General features: G+C 66.6%; 24 protein-coding genes. 10 read left to right on the forward strand and 14 right to left on the reverse strand.

The window, feature by feature from the left end; genetic code table 11:
- Positions 1-80 precede the first annotated feature (80 nt).
- Positions 81-746, forward strand: coding sequence for a phosphate signaling complex protein PhoU (gene phoU / locus ACR4XW_RS09055; RefSeq protein WP_434760423.1), 666 nt, complete (start codon positions 81-83; stop codon positions 744-746).
- 53 nt (positions 747-799) lie between these two features.
- Here the strand turns inward: phoU and ACR4XW_RS09060 are convergent, their stop codons facing one another.
- Together ACR4XW_RS09060 and ACR4XW_RS09065 are read right to left on the reverse strand one after the other, a co-directional pair.
- On the reverse strand, positions 800-1,549 hold the full coding sequence (locus ACR4XW_RS09060) for a phosphoglyceromutase (protein WP_434760225.1): 750 nt from the start codon (positions 1,547-1,549) through the stop codon (positions 800-802).
- A 52-nt stretch (positions 1,550-1,601) separates the two neighbouring features.
- A complete protein-coding gene (locus ACR4XW_RS09065) occupies positions 1,602-2,336 on the reverse strand; it encodes an SDR family oxidoreductase (protein WP_434760226.1) in 735 nt (244 codons plus the stop codon).
- Positions 2,337-2,577: 241 nt separating this feature from the next.
- Between ACR4XW_RS09065 and ACR4XW_RS09070 the strand changes: the two genes are divergently transcribed.
- Entirely contained in the window at positions 2,578-3,963 is a 1,386-nt protein-coding gene (locus tag ACR4XW_RS09070) for a hypothetical protein (RefSeq protein ID WP_434760227.1), read from the forward strand.
- On the opposite strand, the gene ACR4XW_RS09075 is transcribed toward ACR4XW_RS09070, so the two are convergent.
- The 5 genes from ACR4XW_RS09075 to ACR4XW_RS09095 are packed head-to-tail and all read right to left on the reverse strand — an operon-like array spanning position 3,941 to position 8,213.
- Positions 3,941-4,474 carry a type III secretion system chaperone family protein gene (locus ACR4XW_RS09075; protein WP_434760228.1) on the reverse strand — a complete coding sequence of 178 codons (534 nt, stop codon included), beginning with the start codon at positions 4,472-4,474 and terminating at the stop codon, positions 3,941-3,943. The genes ACR4XW_RS09070 and ACR4XW_RS09075 overlap by 23 nt on opposite strands.
- A gap of 16 nt (positions 4,475-4,490) precedes the next feature.
- The gene (locus ACR4XW_RS09080; protein WP_434760229.1) at positions 4,491-4,856 is read right to left on the reverse strand and encodes a biotin/lipoyl-containing protein; all 366 of its coding nucleotides are present in this window, start codon (positions 4,854-4,856) and stop codon (positions 4,491-4,493) included.
- A gap of 18 nt (positions 4,857-4,874) precedes the next feature.
- Entirely contained in the window at positions 4,875-5,138 is a 264-nt protein-coding gene (locus ACR4XW_RS09085; protein ID WP_434760230.1) for a hypothetical protein, read from the reverse strand.
- A gap of 11 nt (positions 5,139-5,149) precedes the next feature.
- Positions 5,150-6,703, reverse strand: coding sequence for an acyl-CoA carboxylase subunit beta (locus tag ACR4XW_RS09090; RefSeq protein ID WP_434760231.1), 1,554 nt, complete (start codon positions 6,701-6,703; stop codon positions 5,150-5,152).
- A gap of 13 nt (positions 6,704-6,716) precedes the next feature.
- Positions 6,717-8,213, reverse strand: a complete 1,497-nt coding sequence (locus tag ACR4XW_RS09095; RefSeq protein ID WP_434760232.1) for a methylmalonyl-CoA carboxytransferase subunit 5S — start codon at positions 8,211-8,213, stop codon at positions 6,717-6,719.
- A 149-nt stretch (positions 8,214-8,362) separates the two neighbouring features.
- Here ACR4XW_RS09095 and ACR4XW_RS09100 point away from each other — a divergent pair, with 149 nt between their 5' ends.
- The 4 genes from ACR4XW_RS09100 (at position 8,363) to ACR4XW_RS09115 (ending at position 10,197) form a co-directional block, all read left to right on the forward strand.
- The gene (locus ACR4XW_RS09100) at positions 8,363-8,674 is read left to right on the forward strand and encodes a hypothetical protein (RefSeq protein ID WP_434760233.1); all 312 of its coding nucleotides are present in this window, start codon (positions 8,363-8,365) and stop codon (positions 8,672-8,674) included.
- Entirely contained in the window at positions 8,671-9,030 is a 360-nt protein-coding gene (locus ACR4XW_RS09105; protein WP_434760234.1) for a hypothetical protein, read from the forward strand. Before ACR4XW_RS09100 ends, ACR4XW_RS09105 begins: the two co-directional genes overlap by 4 nt.
- Before the next feature lie 115 nt (positions 9,031-9,145).
- Positions 9,146-9,763, forward strand: a complete 618-nt coding sequence (locus ACR4XW_RS09110; protein WP_434760235.1) for a MerR family transcriptional regulator — start codon at positions 9,146-9,148, stop codon at positions 9,761-9,763.
- A complete protein-coding gene (locus ACR4XW_RS09115; RefSeq protein WP_434760236.1) occupies positions 9,718-10,197 on the forward strand; it encodes a hypothetical protein in 480 nt (159 codons plus the stop codon). Before ACR4XW_RS09110 ends, ACR4XW_RS09115 begins: the two co-directional genes overlap by 46 nt.
- Positions 10,198-10,413: 216 nt before the next feature.
- Here ACR4XW_RS09115 and ACR4XW_RS09120 read toward each other — a convergent pair whose 3' ends face one another.
- Complete coding sequence (locus ACR4XW_RS09120; RefSeq protein WP_434760237.1) at positions 10,414-11,325, reverse strand: CPBP family intramembrane glutamic endopeptidase; 912 nt, start codon at positions 11,323-11,325, stop codon at positions 10,414-10,416.
- A gap of 134 nt (positions 11,326-11,459) precedes the next feature.
- Between ACR4XW_RS09120 and ACR4XW_RS09125 the strand changes: the two genes are divergently transcribed.
- The 3 genes from ACR4XW_RS09125 to ACR4XW_RS09135 all read left to right on the forward strand — a co-directional run bounded on the left by ACR4XW_RS09125 (position 11,460) and on the right by ACR4XW_RS09135 (position 14,050).
- Positions 11,460-12,626: a sensor histidine kinase gene (locus tag ACR4XW_RS09125; RefSeq protein ID WP_434760238.1), complete on the forward strand. Its 1,167-nt coding sequence runs from the start codon at positions 11,460-11,462 to the stop codon at positions 12,624-12,626.
- Complete coding sequence (locus tag ACR4XW_RS09130) at positions 12,623-13,282, forward strand: response regulator transcription factor (protein WP_434760239.1); 660 nt, start codon at positions 12,623-12,625, stop codon at positions 13,280-13,282. Before ACR4XW_RS09125 ends, ACR4XW_RS09130 begins: the two co-directional genes overlap by 4 nt.
- Before the next feature lie 228 nt (positions 13,283-13,510).
- Positions 13,511-14,050, forward strand: coding sequence for a glutathione peroxidase (locus tag ACR4XW_RS09135; protein WP_434760240.1), 540 nt, complete (start codon positions 13,511-13,513; stop codon positions 14,048-14,050).
- Between the two features lie 64 nt (positions 14,051-14,114).
- Here ACR4XW_RS09135 and glpX read toward each other — a convergent pair whose 3' ends face one another.
- Positions 14,115-15,143: a class II fructose-bisphosphatase gene (gene glpX / locus ACR4XW_RS09140; RefSeq protein WP_434760241.1), complete on the reverse strand. Its 1,029-nt coding sequence runs from the start codon at positions 15,141-15,143 to the stop codon at positions 14,115-14,117.
- A gap of 184 nt (positions 15,144-15,327) precedes the next feature.
- On the opposite strand from glpX, the gene ACR4XW_RS09145 reads away from it, so the two are divergent.
- On the forward strand, positions 15,328-16,491 hold the full coding sequence (locus ACR4XW_RS09145; RefSeq protein WP_434760242.1) for a nucleotide sugar dehydrogenase: 1,164 nt from the start codon (positions 15,328-15,330) through the stop codon (positions 16,489-16,491).
- Positions 16,492-16,512: 21 nt separating this feature from the next.
- On the opposite strand, the gene ACR4XW_RS09150 is transcribed toward ACR4XW_RS09145, so the two are convergent.
- From ACR4XW_RS09150 to ACR4XW_RS09170, 5 genes are read right to left on the reverse strand one after another with little or no spacing between them, the layout of a single operon-like run.
- Positions 16,513-17,664: a branched-chain amino acid ABC transporter permease gene (locus ACR4XW_RS09150; protein ID WP_434760243.1), complete on the reverse strand. Its 1,152-nt coding sequence runs from the start codon at positions 17,662-17,664 to the stop codon at positions 16,513-16,515.
- A complete protein-coding gene (locus ACR4XW_RS09155; protein ID WP_434760244.1) occupies positions 17,664-18,548 on the reverse strand; it encodes a branched-chain amino acid ABC transporter permease in 885 nt (294 codons plus the stop codon). The genes ACR4XW_RS09150 and ACR4XW_RS09155 overlap by 1 nt, the downstream gene beginning before the upstream one ends.
- Positions 18,545-19,270, reverse strand: coding sequence for an ABC transporter ATP-binding protein (locus tag ACR4XW_RS09160; protein WP_434760245.1), 726 nt, complete (start codon positions 19,268-19,270; stop codon positions 18,545-18,547). The genes ACR4XW_RS09155 and ACR4XW_RS09160 overlap by 4 nt, the downstream gene beginning before the upstream one ends.
- A complete protein-coding gene (locus ACR4XW_RS09165) occupies positions 19,260-20,027 on the reverse strand; it encodes an ABC transporter ATP-binding protein (protein WP_434760246.1) in 768 nt (255 codons plus the stop codon). The genes ACR4XW_RS09160 and ACR4XW_RS09165 overlap by 11 nt, the downstream gene beginning before the upstream one ends.
- Positions 20,024-21,235 (reverse strand): ABC transporter substrate-binding protein, encoded by a 1,212-nt coding sequence (locus ACR4XW_RS09170; RefSeq protein ID WP_434760247.1) that lies wholly within the window; start codon positions 21,233-21,235, stop codon positions 20,024-20,026. Before ACR4XW_RS09170 ends, ACR4XW_RS09165 begins: the two co-directional genes overlap by 4 nt.
- Between the last annotated feature and the right edge of the window lie 21 nt (positions 21,236-21,256).

Genomic DNA, 21,256 nt, shown 5'->3' on the forward strand with positions numbered 1-21,256 from the left:
GGTTGGCCTCGGGGCGAGGTTGTACCCGGCTGCCGTATGGTGACGATATGAGTGCCGATGACGTCCAGGGGGTGAAAGCAGTGCGTATTACCTACCGCGAACAACTCCAGGAAGTCGTCGATGACCTGATCTCGATGGCCGAGGCGGCCGGGCACGCATTGCGTTTCGCCACCCAGGCACTGCTCGAGGTCGACCTGCAATTGTCCGAACAGGTGATCTCCGACGACATCCGGCTGGACGAGATGCACGACGATCTGGAACGCCGCTGTTTCCTGTTGCTGGCCCGGCAGGCGCCGGTGGCCGGTGAATTGCGCACGGTAGTGGCCACCTTGCGGATGCTGACCTCGCTGGCCCGGATGGGTGACCTGTCGGCCCATGTGGCCAAGATCGCCCGCCTGCGCTACCCGGAACCGGCAGTGCCCGAACCCCTGCAGCCCAACTTCGCCCGCATGGCCGATGTGGCCGAGCAGATGATCGTCTGCGCCACCGAGGCGCTGCGCAGCAGCGACGTCGCAGCCGCCGAGGACCTTGCCCATCAGGACACCGAGATGGACAGCCTGCGCCGCTCGCAGTTCCGCATTCTGCTCGGCGACGACTGGAGTCACGGGGTGGAGGCCGCCGTCGACGTGGCCTTGCTGGGCCGCTACTACGAGCGGATCGCCGATCACACGGTGGCGATCTCGCGTCAGGTGATCTACCTGGTCACCGGCGAATCACCCGACGGCGAGGATTGGCCGCGCTTCTGAGCTGATCGTGTGACTTCTTGCCCGACAGTCGAACAAGAAGTCACACGTTGCGGTTACTTCTTGCCCTGGTTCTTGACCGCTTCGATCGAGGCCTTGGCGGCTTCGGGGTCGAGGTAGCGGCCACCCTTGGTCACCGGCTTCATGTCCTCGTCCAGCTCGTACAGCAGCGGAATGCCGGTGGGGATGTTCAAGCCGGTGATCTCGTCCTCGGAGATCTGGTCGAGGTGCATCACCAGGGCGCGCAGCGAGTTGCCGTGAGCGGCCACCAGGGTGGTCTTGCCGACCTGCAGGTCGGGGACGATCTGGTCGTACCAGTACGGCAGCATCCGCTTCACCACGTCCTTGAGGCACTCGGTCTGCGGCCGGATCTCCGGGGGCAGGCCGGCGTAACGCGGATCGTGGAACTGCGACCACTCGTCGTCGCGGTCGAGCTCCGGCGGCGGGGTGTCGTAGGAACGGCGCCAGATCATGAACTGCTCCTCGCCGAATTCCTCGCGGATCTGGGCCTTGTTCTTGCCCTGCAGGGCGCCGTAGTGCCGCTCGTTGAGGCGCCAGTGCCGCTTGGTCTCGATCCAATGCCGATCGGCAACCCCCAGGGTGACCTCGGCGGTGTGGATCGCGCGGCGCAGCACCGAGGTGTGCACCACATCGGGCAGCAGGTTCTCGCTCTTCAGCAGCTCACCACCACGCTGCGCTTCGGCCAGACCCTTCTCGTTGATGTCGACGTCAACCCAGCCGGTGAACAGGTTCTTCGCATTCCATTCGCTCTCGCCGTGACGGAGCAAGATCAGCGTGTAGCTCATGGGAAGAGCCTAATGGTGTCGGCTCGGAGCGCCTCGGGCAGGGTCGGGGCGTTCAGTCGACGCGGTGGACGTGGAAATTCGACGCCTGCACCCGGGGCCGGATCACCAACTGGTCGATGTTGACGTGGGACGGCCTGGTGGCCATCCAGCACACCGCGTCGGCGACATCTTCGGCCAACAACGGTTCGGGCACCCCGGCGTAGACGGCATCGGCTGCGGCCCGGTCACCCAGCCGCACCAGCGAGAACTCCTCGGTGCGCACCATGCCCGGACGGATCTCGCAGATCCGCACCGGCCGGTCACGCACCTCCAGGCGCAGCGATCCGACCATCGACCGTTCGGCGGCCTTCACGCCGCAGTAACCCGCGCCCTGCTCGTAGGGGGCTTCGGCGGCGGTCGAGGTGACGAAGACGATCGCCCCCTCGGCGGCTTCCACCGCCGGGAAGAGGGCTTTCGTCACCGCCCCGGTGGCGAGCACATTCAGCTCGTACATCCGCCGCCAGGCGTCCAGGTCGGCGTCGATCACCGGTTCCAGGCCGAAGGCCCCACCGGCGTTGTTCACCAGCACATCGCAGCGCTCCCCCACTGCTTCGGCCAGGGCACCGACCGCTTCGGGGTCGGTCAGGTCGGCCACGAAGGCCTCCCCGTCGATTTCGGCGGCCAGAGCGGTGAGCCGGTCGGCCCGACGGGCGACGCACCAGACCCGAAAGCCGGCCGCGGCCAACTGCCGGGCGCTGGCCGCACCGATCCCGCTGGATGCTCCGGTGACAACGGCAACTTTGTTCATGGCAGCAATTGTGGGGGCCCGCATGACTGTGACAAAGGGGCACGGACGCGAGATCTCATTCGCGCGGATGTCCGCGGTTGATCGCGCGGGATTCTCCGGCCGGATCCGACCCCGCCGGTGTGTGATACTCGAATCGGTCTACGCAGTTGGAGGAGCCATGAGCCACATGTCCCCGGCAGGTCCGCCGCATCCCGGTGGTCCGGGTCAGCAGCCACCCCCGTCCGGACAGCCGGGAGCCGGCATGCCGCAGCCGTACGGGCAGGCACCGGGCGCTTCCGGGCCGGCCCATCCGACCAGTGGTTCCTCGGCCGCCTTCCCGCCGCCCCCGCAGGGTCGGCCGCCTTCCGGCGGTGGTCAGCCGGGTGGCCCGGGAATGCCGCCTCCCCCCGGATCGCACCCCTACGGACCCGGGCCGCAACAGCCCGGAGCGCCCGGCGGTCCCGGAGGGTTTTCCGGGCCCAACCAGGGCGTCCCGCACCGTGGCCCCGGCCAGGGGCCGGGACAAGGGCCCGGCCCGCAGGGTCCGGGACAAGGATCCGGACCCCAGGGCCCCGGACAACATGGCCCGGGTCAGCCTCCCACCGGCCCCGGCGGCACTCCCCCGCCCGAACCGGGCAAGAAGAAGAGCCGCAAGCCGCTGATCATCGCGATCGCCGGTGTGCTGGTGTTGGCGCTGCTACTGACCGGCGGCCTGCTGTGGAAGCGCCATGCCGACGAGCAGGCCGCGATCCGGGCCGAGGAAGAACGTCAGGCCACGATCGCGCACAAGACCGAGATGGCCACCGGCACGGTGAACAACTTCTTCGAAGCCCTCGGCAAGCATGACCTCGAGGCGGTCAAGTCGCTGACCGACGAAGACCTGGAGTCCCCGGGGATCACCAAGGAAATACTGGCCGCCACCCATCCCCAGGCCCCCGAGAACCTGAAGGTCGAACTCGCCTCGCCGATCGACGAGAACTCCGTCAATGCCACCGTCCGGGCAACCTTCGGCCCCGACGGCGCCACCAAGGAGATGGAGTTCCAAGCCTTCGAGAAGGATGCCGACACCTGGTTGCTGGAGCAGGTGGCCATCCCGATGTCCCTGCCCGGTGACAGCGCGGTCAAGCTGAACGGTGTGCCCCTGCAGGGCAAGGATCCGTCGGTGCGAGTGCTGCCGGGCAGCTACCAGGTGACCCCGGCCAACAAGCACCTCACCACCGCCTCGGGCGCCAAACCGGTCGAGGCCTGGGACCTGACCGACACCCCCTCATTCGACGGCGAGTTCGTGATGACCGAGAAGGCCGTGGCAGCCTTCCGCTCCTCGGCGACCAAGTCGATCAACGACTGCATGGCGAAGAAGGAACTCAACCCCAAGGGCTGCCCCTGGAACATCGTGGAGCAGAACGGCATCAAGGTCGTCCCCAGCACGATCAAGTTCAAGATGCTGGAGAACCCTTGGAGCAAGTTGAAGCCCACCTACGATCCCAGCAGCAACGCGGCAGCCGGGTCGCTCACCTGGCAGATGCGGATCGATGCCGAAGCCACCCAGAACGGACGACGGGGTACCACCGGCACCAACTTCACCGCCGGTGGCCTGGCGACCGCCGACCTGTCGGGTGATCAGATCACGGTGAAGTGGTCCCGCTAGATCCATCGTCGGGAGCCAGGTGCTCGAAGGCGGCCAGGTTCGCGGTGGACTCACCGCGGGCCAGCCGCCAGCGCCACTCCTTCTTGATCGACTCGGCGAATCCGAGTTCGAGGATCTGGTTGAACGACTCGTCGGCGGTGGTGGCGATCATCGCCAGCAGCCGGTCGATGGTGTCCTCGTCCACCTCGGCCAGGGGCACCCGTCCGACCAGGTAGATGTCACCCAGCTGGTCGAGGGCGAAGGCCACGCCGGTCAGCTTGACGTTGCGCTGCAACAGCCAGGCGTACACCCGGGCGTGATTCTCGTCGGGTTGACGCGAGACAAAGGCGCGCACGCTCACGGTGTGTTTGCCGACTTCGATCGCGCACTCGGTGGTGAGCTTGTTCATTCCCGGCAGGGTCACCGTGTAGAGCCCCGGACGGGTCTGCGACCATTCGACGTCGACCGCGTCCAGGGTGTTGCGGATGTGGGTGGCGACCCGTTCGGTCACGTCGTCCGCTCGGTTCGCCATCACATCTCCTCTCGGGTCAGAGCTCGATGAGCGCCTGACCTCCCTGTACCGGGTCGCCCACCTTGACCAGCACCTCACGTACCGTGCCGGATCCGGGGGCGGTGATCTCAGTTTCCATCTTCATCGCCTCGAGCACCACCAGTACCTGCCCGGCCTCGATCTCCTGACCGTCCTCGACCAGGATCTTCGCGACCGTGCCGGCCAGCGGGGCCACCACAGCGTTGGCGCTGGCGGCCTGCATCTTGGACGTGACCGGCGCAGTGGGGGTGGGCGCGGTGTGCGACAGCGAGGGCAACCCGATATTGCTCAGGTTCGGGGTGTCCTCCTCGACCTCGACCTCGACGTCGTAGGCGGTTCCGTTGACGGTGACCTTCAGCTTCATGGTTTCCTCTCCCAAACGTCAGCGGACGTGTGGCACCTTGCGGCGCTGTACTTCGGATCGTCCGGCCTGGGCCCACGCCCGGCCGGTATGGAAGTGCACCTGCTTGATCCTGGCGCGGTTGCCCAGGTAGGCCGACACCGCTGCGGCGATGGCCATCATGGTGTCCTCGTCGATCGGGTCGATCCGGCCGCGGAGGGTTTGCACCTCGCCGGTGAGGTCGTCGACCTTGGCGGTCAACGTCTCGACCATCTTGCGCAGTTCGGCCAATTCTGTGTCCGACATGTGTCCTCCGATCAGGCCGGCCCGAGGCCGTGCTTCTTGTCGGGACGCAAGGCGCGCTTGCCGGCCAGGATCTCCAGGGACATCGCGATCTCGCGGCGGGTATCGGCCGGGTCGATGATGTCATCGACCAGACCGCGCGATGCGGCCATGTACGGGGTGGAGAAGGTGTTGCGGTATTCCTCCACCAGTTCGGCACGCTTGGCGTCCGGGTCGTCGGCTGCGGCGATCTCGTTCTTGAACACGATGCCCGCCGCCCCCTCGGCACCCATCACCGCGATCTCGGCGGTCGGCCAGGCGAACACCCGGTCGGCCCCCAGGTCCTTCGAGCACATCGCCAGGTACGCCCCGCCGTAGGCCTTGCGCAGCACCACGGTGACCTTCGGCACGGTGGCCGCGGAGTAGGCGTAGAGCATCTTCGCGCCGTGCCGGATGATGCCGCCGTGTTCCTGGGCTACGCCCGGCAGGAAGCCGGGCACGTCCACCAGGGTCACCAGCGGAATGTTGAAGGCATTGCAGAACCGGACGAAGGTGGAGGCCTTGTCGGAGGAGTTGATGTCGAGCACACCCGACATCACCTGCGGCTGGTTGGCCACCACGCCGATCGAACGGCCGTTGATGCGGGCGAAGCCGACCACGATGTTCGTGGCGTAGCCGGCTTGAACCTCGAGGAAGTCGCTGTGGTCGACCATCGCGGCGATCACATCGCGCACGTCGTAACCCCTCTTGCCGTCCACCGGCACCAGATCGCGCATCGCGGGGTTGGGTTCCACCACATCGTCGGGGTTGACCACCGGCGGATCCTCGGTGTTGTTCTGCGGCAGGAAGCTCAGCAGCTTCTTCGCGATCAGGATCGCGTGGGAATCGTCCTCGGCGACGAAGTGCACCACACCCGATTGGGCCATGTGCGCGTCGGCGCCACCGAGTGCGTCCTGGGTGACCTCCTCACCGGTGACCTGCTTGATCACGCCGGGCCCGGTGATGAACATGTGCGCCTTGCGGGTCTGGATGATGAAGTCGGTCAGGGCCGGTGAGTAGGCCGCGCCACCAGCGCAGGGGCCGGCGATGATCGAGATCTGCGGTACCGCACCCGACAGCCGCACATTGGAGTAGAACACCTGGCCGTAGCCGGAGAGCGAGTCGATGCCCTCCTGCACCCGGGCACCGCCGGAGTCGTTGATGAACACGAAGGGTGTGCCGGTGCTGAGTGCGGCCTCCATCGACTCGGAGACCTTCTTGGAGTGAGTCTCACCGGCCGAGCCGCCCGAGACGGTGAAGTCCTGGCTGGCCAGGTGCACCGGACGTCCGAGTACCGCCGCGGTACCGGTGACCACACCGTCGGCCGGCATATCGGCCTTGTCCATCCCGAAGGTGGTGGTGCGGTTGCGGCGGAACATCCCGAGTTCCTGGAAGGTGCCGGGATCGATCAGTTCGGTGATCCGTTCACGGGCGCTGAGTTTGCCCCGCTCATGCTGCTTCTCGATGCGTTTGGCGCCGCCGCCGAGTTCGAGGCGTTCCCGCTCGGCGGTCAGGTCGGAGAGTCGTTGTTCCATGCTGTTGTTCGACATTTGTTCCTCTGTCTCAGGCCGGTTCCACCGACACCGAACGGGTCTTGCCGTCCACCGTCACTTGGTACTTGATGGGCTCGCGCACGGCCTTGTCCTGGCCCTTGGCGGCCGCAGCTTCCTTCTCCAACTGCTCAGCGGTCTTGCCGACGTTCTTCGGCCCCTCGTCACGGTGGGTGAAGAACTCCTCGGCGACCGCGGGGAACATCGCGTGGGTCAACACGTCCTCGTCGCTGCCGTTGAAGCCCTCGAGTTTCGCGGCCTCGCTGACCAGGGTGTCCCATTCGGGCTTGAGCAGATCGGCCGGACGTTCGCTGATCGGTTCCTTCTTGGTCTGGGTGCGGGCGATCTCGACGATCTCGGGATTGCGATCGCCGATGCACTCGCCGTAGTAACCGAGCATCAGGTCGGCGAACTCACCGGTGAGCACCTTGTAGCGACCCATCAGCACGTTGAACACCGCCTGGGTGCCCACGATCTGGCTGGACGGGGTGACCAGCGGCGGGTGCCCGGCGTCGGCCTTGACCAGCGGCACCTCTTCCATCACCTCGCGGATCCGGTCACCGGCGCCCTGAGCCTTGAGCTGCGACTCCATGTTCGACAACATGCCGCCGGGGATCTGGCTCGAGAAGATGTCGGTGTCGACCAGGGTGGCCGATTCGAACTCGGCATACTTGGGCCGCACCTCGGCGAAGTGGTCTCGGATCTTCAGCAACCGGTCCATGTCCAGACCGGTGTCGTAGCCGGTGCCCTCCAGCATCGCGACCATCGATTCGGTCGGGTTGTGACCGGGCCCCAGCGACATCGACGAGATCGCGGTGTCGATCACATCGGCGCCGGCTTCGATCGCCTTCATCAGCGACACCAGGGTGACGCCGGTGGTGGAGTGGCAGTGGACGTTGATCTGGACGTCCTCGCCGTAGGTCTCCTTGATGCCGCGAACGATGTCGTAGGCCGGCTGGGGTTGCAGCAGGGCCGCCATGTCCTTGAGCGCGATCGACTGGGCGCCCATGTCGAGCAACTGCCCGGCGAGGCGGACATACCCCTCGACGGTGTGCAGCGGCGAGATCGTGTAGCAGATCGTGCCCTGGGCGTGCTTACCGGTTTTCGCCACCGCGGCCATCGCTCGGGCCATGTTGCGGGGGTCGTTCAGGGCGTCGAAGACCCGGAACACGTCCATGCCGTTCTCGGCCGACTTCTCGACGAACTTCTCCACCACCATGTCCTCGTAGTGGCGGTAGCCGAGCAGGTTCTGGCCGCGCAGCAGCATCTGCAGCCGCGAGTTCGGCATCAGTTCCCGGAAGGTTCGCAGGCGCTCCCACGGGTCTTCGTTCAGGAAGCGAATACAGGCATCGAAGGTCGCCCCACCCCAACACTCGACGCTCCAATATCCGGCGGCATCGATGTCGGCACAGGCGTCCACCATGTCCTCAAGTGCCATCCGGGTGGCCATCAAACTCTGGTGCGCATCGCGCAGAACCAGTTCTGTCACACCTATCTCACGCACTGTCATGGACTCATCGTTTCAAGTCGCCCGAAGCGCTGTGCAGGCACCCCCGGACCACGTCGGATCCCACGTCCGTGGTAGGGCCCCGCAGTGTCGGAGGTCGGCCCCGATGCGTGGGAAACTGGTGCGGTCACCTTGCAGGAAGAGAACCGCGAATGTACTTCTCGTCAGTCATGATCGCCGTCATCATCGGCGCCGTCTCGTTGCTGGTGTTCGGCACCGTGGCGATACTCGGATTGGTCTTCGGCCGCCGCACCGGTGGCGGTGGCTACCTCGCCGCGGGTGGCTTGATGGTGATGCTGTTCGGCGGATTCCTGCCGACTGTGATGGCCGGCATGGTGCGCCCCGACAGCACAGTAACCACCCTCCACCTGGTGCAGGGGATGGTCAGTTTCGTGGGGGTCGGGCTTGTGGTGGCCGGAATCGGGATGAATGTGAAGACCTATCGGGAGGTGGGCCGGCGATGATCTCGGTCAGCTCCTTCTTCCCCGTGCTCGTCGGCCTCACGGTGATCGCCGGCGCGATCCTGGCCTGCTTCGGTTCGCCCCGTACCCGACTGCTCGGCATCCTCGGCGCTGTGGTCTGGTGGCTCAGCCTCGGATTGAACCTGATCCCGATGCTGGGACTCGACGCTGCCCTGCCGCCCACCGTGACGGTGGTGCTGGTCAGCGTCACCCACTCGGTGGGCATCGGGCTGCTCGCCCTGGCGGCGGTACTGCCCAGCCGGCCTCGGGTTTCCGGGCCGCCACCCGGCTACCCGCACAACCGGTACCCCGGTTCGCCGGGTTACCCCGTTCCGCCGCAAGGCCCGCACCAGGTCTGAGCGACAGGATCTCGAACACGTTCGCAGGCGGGCTTGCTCCTCACCTTGGGTCAAGACTCACGCTGGTGTCACCAACACGGACGACAATGCCGTGACTGCAGACCGAGGAGACACCATGAGCATGACCATCGGCGAGTTCGCCCGCGCCACCGGACTGACACCTCGGGCGCTGCGGATCTACGACGAACGGGAGATCCTCGTGCCCAGCCACATCGACCCGTTCAGCGGCAGGCGCCGCTACGACTCCGGGCAGGTCCGAACCGGTTACACCATCAAGACTCTGCGAGATGCCGGAGTGCCCTTGGCCGAACTGGTCGACCTCGACCACTTCGATCTGGCCGAGTACCGCAGGAGGTTGACCGAGAAGCGCTTCGAAGAAGACGAAGCGCTCACCGTTGCGCAGGCGCTGGAGGACTTCGATGCCTCGGCGTTCCCTGTGCAGGATCAGCTCAAGGAGCCGCAACCGTGGATCGGTGCCGGGCTGATACTGATGGTCAACGACTTCGAGGACATGGCCGAGCAGGAGCCCGACCCGAACAGCGTCTTCGACGGCTTTGCCAGCATCATGCATCGGGAACTCACCGCAGTCGGTCGGTCTGTGACGGGCCCGTGGTGGATTGCGATGAACACTCCACAGGACACCAAGATGCCCTCGGCGGGACCCGGCTCGACGACACCGTCATCGAGATGCTCATCGTCCTTCCCATCGACACCGACGTCGACACTGCGCTGATCGAAAAAGTGAGAACCGCGTGCGCGGCAGCACTTGCGGACCCGACACTCGGCGTGGACGCCGAACTCAGCGTGCGGGCAGGTGTGCTGCCTGAGCGGCGGGAGATCGGTGCGCGGTTCGAGTTCGCAGGCCTTGCCCCTGGAGCTGATAGCGCCGAAGCGACGCTTCAGGCCGAAGCAGGTGAGAACTCGGAATCGGGCGGCGCCGAGCCGGGCGCCCCTTCCGCGGCACCGGATCCCTTGTTGGACCCGTCTGTGGTTCTGGCCCACATGGGACCACTGCTGGCAGTCGAGGACTACGTCACCGACCACGACCTGACACCGGTGACCTCGAGCGCGGCCAGGCAGGTGGCGGTACTCGGCCCACAACCCGGTTTCCCGGAAGGTACCACCGGGCCGGTGGCCTTCGACATTGTCATCGACGTGGTGGTGTGATCCAGTCGACCCGAGGGCGCCGACCTTGCTGCTGACCGATGACATTGGCCGAGTGCCGCCGGGCCGTTCGGTGACACACCCGCGGCACTGCACTGCCCTGTGTCCCTGCTGCCCTGTGTCTGCTGCTGCCCCGTGTCGCTGCTGAAACCTGCCCGATTTCGACGCCCCATCGATGTATGGAGCGTTGATCGCCGGAATTCGGCCGGTTGCAGCAGCTCAGGTCGTCCGCCAGGGTCGGCGCAGCAGGAGCCGCACGGTTGCAGCGGCTGAAAGCGCCACACCGACACCCACCCACGCGGCCGGTCCGAACCCCCAACCGAGTACGGCTGGCACGAGCAAGCCGGTGTGGATGCCGCCGTGAATGCCCACCGCACCCCACACACTCCCGGTGCACCAGCGCTCCACCCCGGCCCACAGGGCCATCCCCAGCGGCAGCACCAGGTACAGCAACCGTTCGGTGAGGCTCTGCTGTCCCCCGGACGAGGAAAGGTGGATCAGGGTGAAGGCCACCGTCGTGGTGATGAGCACGAACCACGGCCGGTGCTGGTAGCCGCGGAAGGCGAACCCGCGGAACCACCACTCCTCCTGGATCGCCTGGAGCAGGAAGGCCCGGGCCAGTCCGTACACCACGACCAACAGCAGCGGAATCCCCGCCACATCGGCGGCGGCGCGACCGGCGTCCAGACCTGTCAGGTGAAGCACTCCCGCGGCCAGGGCAGTGACCGCGGCGGCCGTCAGCGTGGTCGCGCCGAGGATGCCCCAGGCCTGCGGCGCCCGTAGATTGCCGAAGTAGTCGCGCAACCGTACCTTCTCGATCTTGGCCGCGATCACCAGCAGGCCCAGGGCCGCCAGCGCGGCCAAGGGAAAGCGCAGGGTCTCGACGACCAACAAGAGGGCGGGGTTGCCGTCCCCGGCCTCGATCGCCCAGCGCTCCACACCGGGAATCAAGTAGGGCAGCGTGGCGGCGGTGGCGCACACACTGGTCGCCACCGCCGCGATCAGCAACCGCAGTGCGGTGCCGCGCCGGGTGGTCGGGTGGGAAGCCGGGCCGGTGGGGCGTCGGGTTTCCGCCGCGCCGGAGGGGTGGTCGCCGGTCGGCTTCGGGGTCATCGTCGGGGAGTTCGTCATCGTCTGCTCCTTTCCACTGATTCCAGCTTTCCGACTCGACGCCGCCCGCCCGAGTGCCTCGGGTCACCGGGTGATGGCCCGACAGATGACTGTGGTCACATGCATTCGGTCAGCGGATATGCCTCAATGAGGGGGTGAAGCGCTCCTCTTCGACCGACCCCACGATGCGTTCGCTGGGGGCCGCGTTGCTGGCCACCGCGGGCGTGACCGCTCTGCTCGGCGCGGTCTACCACGCCGATCGGGGCCGCGACGGCCCGGCGATCGTGTTGGCCATAGCGGCGCTGGTGACCACCGCGGCAAGTTTCGGGTGGTTCCGTGGGCGGGGCACCACCACCGGCAAGTGGCTCGCCGTCGGGCTGCTGCCCGCCTCGTACCTGACGTGGTTGTTGGCCGACAACACCACCGGGGTGCCGCTGATGGTGGTGGCGGTCTGCGCGTTGGTGGTGGAGTTCGGCACCCGGGCCGGAGTGCTGGCGGGCGTGGCGCTGATGATCAGCCAGGCCGGTTTGTACGCGGTGATGAACCAGCCGCAAGGCGGCCGGCTGGAGAACTGGATCCTGACCGCGGCCATGGTCGGCCTCGGTTTGCTGGCCGCCCAGGTGGTGGCTCGGCTCGAACGGGCCCGACTGCTCGCCGAAGAGGCGGCCCGCTCCCGGCGCGATGAGGCGATGGCCGAACTCGACCGGGCCCTGGCCGCCGACCGGATGGAGCACGCCCGCGCACTGCATGACGACCTGGGTCAACGCTTGACGTTGATCGGGATGGGCCTCGACCTGGCCGGACGGATCCGGCAGCAGGACCCCGATGCGGCTTGGGCCGAGGTCGAACGAACCCGTGAGGCGGCCTCCGAGGCGCTGGCCGAGCTGCGCACCATGGTGCGGGCGTTGAGTCCGCTCACCACCGATGAGGCGGTCGAGGTCGATCTCGATGCCGCCCTGACCCGGCTGGCCGGCGCCTTCACCGGCACCGGGTTGGAGGTGTCCCTGGTGCGTGGCGAGACCTCGTCCGATCAGGGGCTGGACCCCTTGGCCTACCGGATCATTCAGGAGAGTTTGACCAACGTGGTTCGCCATTCCGATGCCGGCCGGGTCACGGTGGCCATCGAGTCGGGCGATGAACAGATCGTTCGGGTCAGTGACGACGGCACCCACTCCGCCGACGGTGAACCGGGGTTCGGCCTGCGCAATCTGCGTGCCCGGGTCGAATCGGTCGGTGGCACCTTCACCGCCGGCCGCGAAGACCATGGCTTCGTGGTCTCAGCGCGTTTCCCGGCCCAATCGCCGGCGCGGGTCGCGGCATGAGCGACGCCGAACACCTGCGGCTGTTGGTGGTCGATGACCAGGAACTGCTCCGGCGCGGTCTGCGGATGCTGCTGGAGAGCACCGGCGCGGTGACCGTGGTGGCCGAGGCCCGCGACGGTGCCCACGCACTCGCCCTGCTGCAGACCGAACAGGTGGACGCGGTGCTGACCGACGTGGTGATGCCCACGATGGACGGGGTGGAACTGATCCGCCGCTGCGCTGTCGAGCACCCCGGGCTGCCCGTGGTGGTGGTGACCACCTTCGACACCGAGGCGGTGGTGGCCGATGTACTCGGCGCGGGTGCGGCCGGGTTGCTGCTGAAGGACACCTCCCCGGAGTTGATCGTCCAAGCGGTGCGCACCGCCCTCGCCGGTGGCATGTACCTCGACCCGCGGGTGACCAAGACCGCCATCGCAGTACAACGCGGAACTCTGCGTGATCCCTTGGATGAACTGACCGACTCCGAGCGCCAGGTGGCGCTGTGCGTGGCCGAGGGCCTGACCAACACCGAGATCGCCGAACGACTGCACCTGGCCCACGGAACGGTGAAGAACTACGTGTCGACGATCATGCGCAAGCTCCGGGTGGGCGACCGCACCCAACTCGCCCTCACCGTGAGCCGGCTGCAGGATCCGCATCGAACCGGGACGAACTGAGCGGGGCCGCCGGGGCGGTTCTGGATCACACCCTGCGCTGCATGTGTCACTTCCAGCTTGTGTCCCTTCCTGCATGTGTCGCTGCTGCAACGTGCCCGATTTCGACGCCTCATCGATGTATGGAGCGTTGATCCTCGAAATTCGGCCGGTTGCAGCAGAGGGGACTGGGTCGGAGCGCCCCGATTTGGCCCTGTTCCCCGGTACCCCGAGCCGCGTACCTTTGGCGCCATGACTTCGCTGCATGATTTCACCGCGACCCGTCTCGACGGGACCGAGCAGAACCTTTCCGATTACGCAGGCAAAGCCGTTTTGGTGGTCAACACCGCCAGCGAGTGCGGTCTGACCCCGCACTACGAGGGCCTGCAGAAGCTGCACGAGCAGTACGCCGATCGCGGCCTGGCCGTGTTGGGTTTTCCGTGCAACCAATTCGGCGCCCAGGAGCCCGGCACCGAATCCGAGATCGCCGACTTCTGCCGGGCGAACTACGGGGTGGAGTTCCCGATGTTCGCCAAGGTCGATGTGAACGGGCCCGACGCCCACCCGCTGTTCGCCTGGCTGCGTTCGGAGCGCCCCGAGGGCAAGGGCACCCCGCCGGCCGGCTTCGCCGAACACCTGGCCAATCAGCCCCGGGGTGAGAACGGCGACTACCTGGAATGGAACTTCACCAAGTTCCTGGTCGGCAAGGACGGCCGGGTGATCGAGCGGTATCTGCCCTCCGAGACCCCGGAATCCCTGGCCGGCGACATCGAGGCAGCCCTCGCCGATTGAGCCGAACATGCACAACCCCGGTGGAAGCTTCCACCGGGGTTGTGTCGTACCGGGCGGCGCCGGCTCAGAGTTCGCGCAGCTTCTGGCCCGAGGCCTTCGCGTAGGCGTTCAGCTTGTCGAGGTGGTGGAAGGCCTCGATGTAGCGGGTCGTGCCCGAGGCCGAGCGCATCACCACCGAGTGGGTGCGGGCACCGCCGTGGTCGAGGTATTGCACCCCGTCGACCAGGTCACCGTCGCTGATGCCGGTGGCCACGAAGATGGTCTTGTCGCTGGACACCAGGTCGTTGGTGTCGAGCACCTTGTCGACGTCGAAGCCGGCGTCGATGGTCTTCTGGCGTTCTTCATCGCTGGTGGGGTGCAGCTTGGCCATGATCCGCCCGCCCATCGCCTTCATCGCGCAGGCGCTGACCACACCTTCGGGGCTGCCGCCGATACCGGCCAGCAGATCGACGCTGGTGACGGCCTCGGAGGCGGCCGATACCGAGGCGGCGACGTCACCATCGGTGTACATCCGGGTGCGGGCGCCGGCATCGCGGATCGCCTGGGCGAGCCCTTCGTGACGTTCCCGGTTCAGCATGGCCACCACGATGTCGCCGACGTCCTTGCCCTTGGCCTTGGCCACCCGCTTGATGTTCTCTGCGATCGGGGCCTCGATGTCGATCACATCGGCCGCGTCGGGGCCGACCGCGAGCTTGTCCATGTAGAAGCACATCGTGGGGTTGTACATCGTCCCGGCTTCGGCGGCGGCGAGCACGGCGATCGAGTTGCGCATGCCCAGGGCGAGCAACCGGGTGCCGTCCACCGGGTCGACGGCGATGTCGATGCCGGGGCCCTCACCGGTGCCGACCTTCTCGCCGTTGTGCAGCATCGGGGCTTCGTCCTTCTCGCCCTCACCGATGATGATCGTGCCGTCCATCCGCACCCCGGCCAGCACCGCGCGCATCGCGTCGACGGCGGCCCCGTCGCCCTCTTCCTTCTGACCGCGGCCACGCCACCGGGCGGCCGCCAGGGCCGCGGCTTCGGTGGCGCGCATCAGATCCAGCCCCAAGTTGTTCTCTCCGAGCATGTATCCGCGCTCGATCGTCTCGCTCATCATTTGCCTCCTTGCAGATGGACCTATCGACCCTCTTCAACCCTAGCGGCCGTAATCCCGGCACCGGACGGTCGTTCCAACCGCGCGATCTCGTCGGTGAAATGTTGGTGAACACGACGCCAACCGTGCCCCTACCGCCGTCCGGGGGACGAGCAGCCTGCCCGGTGCGCCTATCCTCGTGGGCGTGAAGATCGTTGTGGTGGGAATGGGTTACGTCGGGATGGCGAGCGCGGTGCTGCTCGCCCAGCGGCACGAGGTGGTGGCCGTCGACATCGACGCCGAACGGGTGGCCGAGGTGAATGCGCGGCGCTCCCCGATCGGCGACCCGGACATCGAGACCTATCTGACCCGGGAACTGAATCTGTCCGCCACCACCGAGTTGGCCGAGGCCTTGCCGGGGGCCGACTTCGTGGTGATCGCGACCCCGACCGACTACAACACCTTCACCCAGCATTTCGACACCTCGACCGTCGAGCAGGTGCTGGACGGGGTCGCCCGGCACGCGCCGTCCACCATCGCGGTGATCAAGTCGACCATCCCGGTGGGCTTCACCCATCGGATGCGCGCGGAGCACCCCGAGCTGACCATCCTGTTCTCCCCGGAGTTCCTGCGGGAGGGACGGGCCCTGTACGACAACCTGCACCCGTCCCGGATCGTGGTCGCCGACCCGGGTGCCGAAGCCGAACGGTTCGCCGCACTGCTGGTCGAGGGCTCGGAGGATCCGGACGTGCCGGTGGTCTACACCGGGGCCGCCGAGGCCGAGGCGATCAAGCTCTTCGCCAACACCTATCTGGCGATGCGGGTGGCCTACTTCAACGAACTCGACACCTTCGCCGCCACCCACGGCCTGGACACCCGCCAGATCATCACCGGGGTGGGCCATGACCCCCGGATCGGCGACTTCTACAACAACCCGTCCTTCGGTTACGGCGGGTACTGCCTGCCCAAGGACACCCGCCAGTTGCTGGCGAACTACGAGAATGTGCCGCAGACCCTGATCCAGGCGATCGTCGATTCCAACAGCACCCGCAAGGACTTCGTCGCCTTCGATGTGCTGGCGAAGAAGCCGAATGTGGTGGGGGTGTACCGGCTGGCGATGAAGGCCGGCTCGGACAACTTCCGGCAGTCGTCGATACAGGGAATCATGAAGCGGATCAAGGCCAAGGGGGTGCCGGTGATCCTGTTCGAGCCCCTGTTGGAGGACGACGAGTTCTACCGCTCCGAGGTGGTGCGCGATCTGGACGAGTTCAAGGCCCGCTGTGACGTGATCCTGGCCAACCGGATGTCGCCGGAACTGGCCGATGTGCGCGACAAGGTCTACACCCGCGACCTCTTCGGTCACGACTGAGCTGCCGGGCCCGCCGGGGCTCTAGCTGGTGGTTTCCACCGCCTCGCTCTGCTCGGTCTCGACAGGTTCCTCGGCGTCCTCGACGGTGAGTTGCTCCGAGGGCGGCTGCAGAATGCGCCACTTGGACGCGAACTCGTGACCGCGGGTGATGCCTTCGGGACGGAACAACAGCACGCTGATCAGCACCGCACCGAGCAGAATCAACCGGGCCCCCTCGGGCACGGTGATGATCACATTCGCCACCTGCACCCCCGACTGGAAGGCGATCAGCACCGAGTCGATCACGGTGTACACCAGCGTGCCGACCACCGCACCCCACAGCGACAAGGTGCCGCCGAGCACGAGCATCGCCACGATCGTGAAGGTGGTTTGCACCGACAGCGAACTGCTCTGCATCGAGCCGTTGGTTTCGGCGAACAGCGCCCCGCCCATGCCGCAGATCGCACCCGAGATCACGAACGCGATCAGGCGGTGCACCGAAACGTGAATGCCCGAGGCCGGAGCCGCGGTCAGTGATTCACGCGATGCCCGCAGCAGCCGGGCGGTGGTGGTGCGTTGGTAGACCCAGTTCAGCACGATCGCCGACAGGGCCAACCACAACAGCGTTTGGGCATCGAAGGCATTCGGGATGCCGGTCATCGCCTGCCCGGTGGGCGGCCCGATCTGACGCCAGTAGCGCAGGATCTCGACCGTCACCAGCAACAGGGCGAAGGACGCGATGCCCGCTTGGAGGCCGTTCATCCGCATCAGCACCGGACCGACGATCAGGGCCATCAGCCCGCCCAGGCAACTGGCCACGAAGACGGCCAGGAAGGGGTTCAGTTGCAGGTCGAGCAGGAAGGGGAAGATCTTGCCCATCAGGGCGTTCTTCAGTACCGGGTCGATGGTGGCCAGCCCCATCACCCAACCGCCGACCGCGGCGAAGGCGATGTGCCCGAAGCTCAGCACCCCGGAGTTGCCGATGAACACCTGCAGGCCGACCACCAACACCAGGTTGACCAGCATGTATTCGGCCTGGATGGCCACTGCCCCACCGACCACCGACACCGCGAGCAACACCACCAGGTAGACCACGGCGATCGGCCCGAGCAGGGTCAGGGCTTCGCGGACGAGTTGCTTGGGTGTGCGGGGGAAGGCCGGCGTGTAGGTCTCGGCGCTCTTGGCAAGACTCATCAGGCACGCTCCGCGGCATTCCGGGCCTGCAGCAGGCCGTTGGGTTTGAACAGCAGGATGGCGATCACCAGGGCGAAGACGAAGGCATTGCGGTATTCGCTGATGCCCTGGGGCAACCAGGTGGACAACTGCGACAGCACGAAGCCGACCACGAAGCCACCCACCAGCGCGCCCCAGAGTTTGTCGATGCCGCCGATCACCGCGCCGATCAGGGCCAACACGGTGAAGCTGACCCCGAACCCGGGGTCGACCGCGCCGCGTTGCACGGTGAGCACGAAGGCGACCACCGCGCCCAGCACCCCGGCGATCCCGAAGGTCAGCGCGATCACCCGTCCGGCCCGCACCCCCAACAAGCGGGCGGTGCGGAAGTCGGAGGAGGCGGCCTGCACGTGCAGCCCCCAGGCCGACCGGTTCAGGAACAGGTGCAACAACACCAGCAGCACCGCGGTGGCGACGATGGTGACCAGGGTCAGGTATTGGACCCGCAGGCCGCCGATGTCCATGTAGGTGGCCAGTGGCCCGCCGACCGGGGCGGCGCGGACGTTGTTGCCGAAGATGTTCTCGTAGACCTTCTGCAACAGGAAGGACAGCCCGAAACTGGCGATCAGCAGGGTGGCCGCCCCCGCACCCCGCAGCCAGCGGAAGACCACGAGTTGCATCAGCACCGCGAGCACCACGCAGACCACACCGGTCAACAGCACTGCCACGACCGGGCCGTAGGGGCCCCAGGTGAGCACCATCGTGTAGGCGCCGGCGGTGATCAGTTCCCCGTGGGCGAAGTTGGCCAGCCGCATCACCCCGAAGACCAGACCGATGCCAAGCGCACCCAAGCCGTACAGCGCCCCTTGGGAAAGCGCGTCGATGATTGATTGGACGATGTTCATGATCCGAAATACGCCTTCGTGAGCAGTTCGTCGTCCTCGGCGTCCTCGGGACGCAGTTCGAGGGTCAGTTGGCCGTCGTAGAGCACGTGGGTGCGATCACAGAACGCGATCGTGTACTCCGCGCGCTGTTCGACGACCAGGATGGACGTGCCGTTGTCGCGGACCTGGGCGAGTGCCTCGAAGACCGTGTCGACCGCGGTCGGGGACAAACCCAGGGACGGTTCGTCCAGCATCAGCACATCGGGTTTGGCCAGCAGGGATCGGGCGATCGCCAGTTGTTGCTGCTGACCGCCGGAGAGCAGACCGGCGGTGCGGCCCTGGAATTCGCGCAGGATCGGGAAGAGTTCCAGCACCCATTCGATGTCGTCGGCCAGCCCGTCGCGGGAGCGGCGGCCGACCTCGCCGAGGCGCAGGTTCTGGTGCACGGTGAGGTTGCCGAAGATGTGGCGGCCCTCGGGCACCAGGGCCAGACCCTTGGTGATCACGATCTCGGGGTTCATCCCGATCAGTTCCAGGCCGTTGAGTTTCACCGAGCCGGCCGAGGCCTTCACCGCCCCCATCATGGCCAGCATGGTGGACGATTTACCGGCGCCATTGGGGCCGATCAGACCGACGGTTTCGCCACGGTTGATGGTGAAGTCGATGCCGCGTACCGCCGGCACGCCCGAGTAGCGCACCTCGAGACCCTCGACGACCAGGGTGGGTTCATGCTCAGGCGACACGACCGCTCCTTCCGAGGTAGGCCTCGATCAGCGCCTCGGAGTTGCGCACCTCGTCGGGGGTGCCCTCGAGGTAGCTGCTGCCCTGCACCACCACGTGGATTCGGTCGCAGACAGCCATGATCAGACGGATGTTGTGATCGATCAGCAGCACCCCGCAGTCGCGTTCCCGGGCCAGGCTGGTGATCGCCTCACCGAACTCGCCGATCTCACCCTCATTGAGGCCCGCGGCGGGCTCGTCCAGCAGGATGTAGTTCGGTCGGGCGGCCAACGCGCGAGCAACACCGACGCGACGTTCCACCCCGTGCGGCAGGGTCTTGGCGACATGGCCCGACCAGCGGCGGATATTCATCAGGTCCATCAGTTCGGTGGCCAGATCGCGGGCGGCGCCGGCGCGCAGGCCGGTACCGAGGGCCGCGATCTCGATGTTCTCGCGCACCGACAGGCCCGTGTAGGTGTGGCCCTGCTGAAAGGTTCGGGCCAGGCCGTTGCGGGCCCGGGCGCGTGCCGACAGCCGGGTGATATCGCGTCCGTCCATCTCGATGGTGCCGCTGTCGGGCCGGTCGTAACCGCTGATGATGTTCACCAGGGTGGATTTGCCGGCGCCGTTGGGGCCGATCAGGCCCAGCACCTCACCGCGCTCGACCGACAGGTCGACCTGGGTGAGGGCCTTCACCCCGCGAAAGGAACGGGCGACCCCGGTGGCCCGCAGACGTGGCTGCGGCCCACCGGGAGTCGACTTCTGATCCGAGCTGGTCATTCCGCCCAGGTGACCTTCTTGGGCGAACGGAGCTCGACGAAGACGAGCTTGCCGTCCTTGACCTCCATCACCCGCATCGGACGTTCGACGTTGATGTGCAGTTCGGGGCTGAACGAGGTCGGCCCGGCCAGCAGCGGCACCTCGTCGAACTTCTCCATCGCGGCGGCCAACTTGTCGCCGTCCCAGCTCTTGGCGTCCTCGTAGGCCACCTTGATCGCCTGGATGGTGGAGGCACCGGTCACGAAGCCGCCGACATCGGGGGCCTTGCCGAACTCCTTCTCGACCGCGGCGGCCATTTCGTTGACCGCCTCGTCGGGATCGTCGCCGTTCTTGGAGGCGTAGGTGACCACGTAGTAGTCCTTCAGGTTCGGGATCGCCCCGACCCAGAAGTCACCGTCCTGGCCGAAGCCGGAGATGACCGGCATGTTCAGGCCACCGTCGCGGATCTCCTTGGCGGCGGTACCCCCACCGGGGTTGTAGCTGCAGTTGACGATGACGTCGGGGGCCGGGCCGGAGGCGATCCGCGAAACGCTCTCGCGAATCGAATCGCCCTGGCTGAAGTCGTAGTTGGCCGTGACCTCGCCGCCGAGTTCGGTGAACCGCTTCTTGAAGATCTCGCACTGGTTCTGGGTGTACTTCAGCGAGGTGTCGGTGAGCGTCACCGCCTTGCGCCAGCCCTTGTCGTAGGAGAACTCGGCCATATTGGAGGCCTCACCCGGGTTGCCCGCGCCCATCGAGAAGCCGATCTTCCAACCACCCTGGGGGCCGTAGATCGGGTCGCCGACGCACGGGGCAATGTGCAGGACGTTGGCGTCCTCGGCGGCCTTGGAGGCCGGGGAGGAGACGTCGTAATCACAGGTGACCAGGATGACCTTGGCGTCCTGCTCGAGGAGTTCCTTGGCCGCCGAGGCGTACCGCTCGAGCTTGGTACCGGTGTCGATCAGGGCCAACTCGACCTGCTGACCGTCGATACCGCCTTCGGCGTTGATCTTCTCGATCTCGACCTTCATCGACTCGATCGCCGGGGTGTCGATCGGGCCCATGAAGCCCGAGGACGCCATCACCGCACCGATCTTGATGGTGCCGTCGCCGGAACCACCTTGGTCACCGTCGTTGTTGTCGGGAGGTGCGGCGCTCACACAGGCCGACAGCGAGAGGGCGAGCACACCGAGGCCCGCCAGGACGCGCTTTGAACGAAGAAGGGACATTCCATCACCAACCAGTCTTAC

The sequence above is a fragment of the Pseudenemella bisphenolivorans genome (genome assembly GCF_051133435.1).
Taxonomy (GTDB): Bacteria; Actinomycetota; Actinomycetes; order Propionibacteriales; family Propionibacteriaceae; genus JAAYAO01.

Bases quoted from the DNA above. Each gene is read 5' to 3' on its own strand.
- ACR4XW_RS09095 (WP_434760232.1), bottom strand. From the start codon at position 8,213: ATGACAGTGCGTGAGATAGGTGTGACAGAACTGGTTCTGCGCGATGCG.
- ACR4XW_RS09085 (WP_434760230.1), bottom strand. From the start codon at position 5,138: ATGTCGGACACAGAATTGGCCGAACTGCGCAAGATGGTCGAGACGTTG.
- ACR4XW_RS09130 (WP_434760239.1), top strand. From the start codon at position 12,623: ATGAGCGACGCCGAACACCTGCGGCTGTTGGTGGTCGATGACCAGGAA.
- ACR4XW_RS09075 (WP_434760228.1), bottom strand. From the start codon at position 4,474: ATGGCGAACCGAGCGGACGACGTGACCGAACGGGTCGCCACCCACATC.
- glpX (WP_434760241.1), bottom strand. From the start codon at position 15,143: ATGAGCGAGACGATCGAGCGCGGATACATGCTCGGAGAGAACAACTTG.
- ACR4XW_RS09115 (WP_434760236.1), top strand. From the start codon at position 9,718: ATGCTCATCGTCCTTCCCATCGACACCGACGTCGACACTGCGCTGATC.
- ACR4XW_RS09110 (WP_434760235.1), top strand. From the start codon at position 9,146: ATGAGCATGACCATCGGCGAGTTCGCCCGCGCCACCGGACTGACACCT.
- ACR4XW_RS09090 (WP_434760231.1), bottom strand. From the start codon at position 6,703: ATGTCGAACAACAGCATGGAACAACGACTCTCCGACCTGACCGCCGAG.
- ACR4XW_RS09120 (WP_434760237.1), bottom strand. From the start codon at position 11,325: ATGACGAACTCCCCGACGATGACCCCGAAGCCGACCGGCGACCACCCC.
- ACR4XW_RS09105 (WP_434760234.1), top strand. From the start codon at position 8,671: ATGATCTCGGTCAGCTCCTTCTTCCCCGTGCTCGTCGGCCTCACGGTG.
- ACR4XW_RS09070 (WP_434760227.1), top strand. From the start codon at position 2,578: ATGCCGCAGCCGTACGGGCAGGCACCGGGCGCTTCCGGGCCGGCCCAT.
- ACR4XW_RS09065 (WP_434760226.1), bottom strand. From the start codon at position 2,336: ATGAACAAAGTTGCCGTTGTCACCGGAGCATCCAGCGGGATCGGTGCG.
- ACR4XW_RS09170 (WP_434760247.1), bottom strand. From the start codon at position 21,235: ATGTCCCTTCTTCGTTCAAAGCGCGTCCTGGCGGGCCTCGGTGTGCTC.
- ACR4XW_RS09080 (WP_434760229.1), bottom strand. From the start codon at position 4,856: ATGAAGCTGAAGGTCACCGTCAACGGAACCGCCTACGACGTCGAGGTC.
- ACR4XW_RS09060 (WP_434760225.1), bottom strand. From the start codon at position 1,549: ATGAGCTACACGCTGATCTTGCTCCGTCACGGCGAGAGCGAATGGAAT.
- ACR4XW_RS09135 (WP_434760240.1), top strand. From the start codon at position 13,511: ATGACTTCGCTGCATGATTTCACCGCGACCCGTCTCGACGGGACCGAG.
- ACR4XW_RS09165 (WP_434760246.1), bottom strand. From the start codon at position 20,027: ATGACCAGCTCGGATCAGAAGTCGACTCCCGGTGGGCCGCAGCCACGT.
- ACR4XW_RS09100 (WP_434760233.1), top strand. From the start codon at position 8,363: ATGTACTTCTCGTCAGTCATGATCGCCGTCATCATCGGCGCCGTCTCG.
- ACR4XW_RS09150 (WP_434760243.1), bottom strand. From the start codon at position 17,664: ATGAGTCTTGCCAAGAGCGCCGAGACCTACACGCCGGCCTTCCCCCGC.
- ACR4XW_RS09155 (WP_434760244.1), bottom strand. From the start codon at position 18,548: ATGAACATCGTCCAATCAATCATCGACGCGCTTTCCCAAGGGGCGCTG.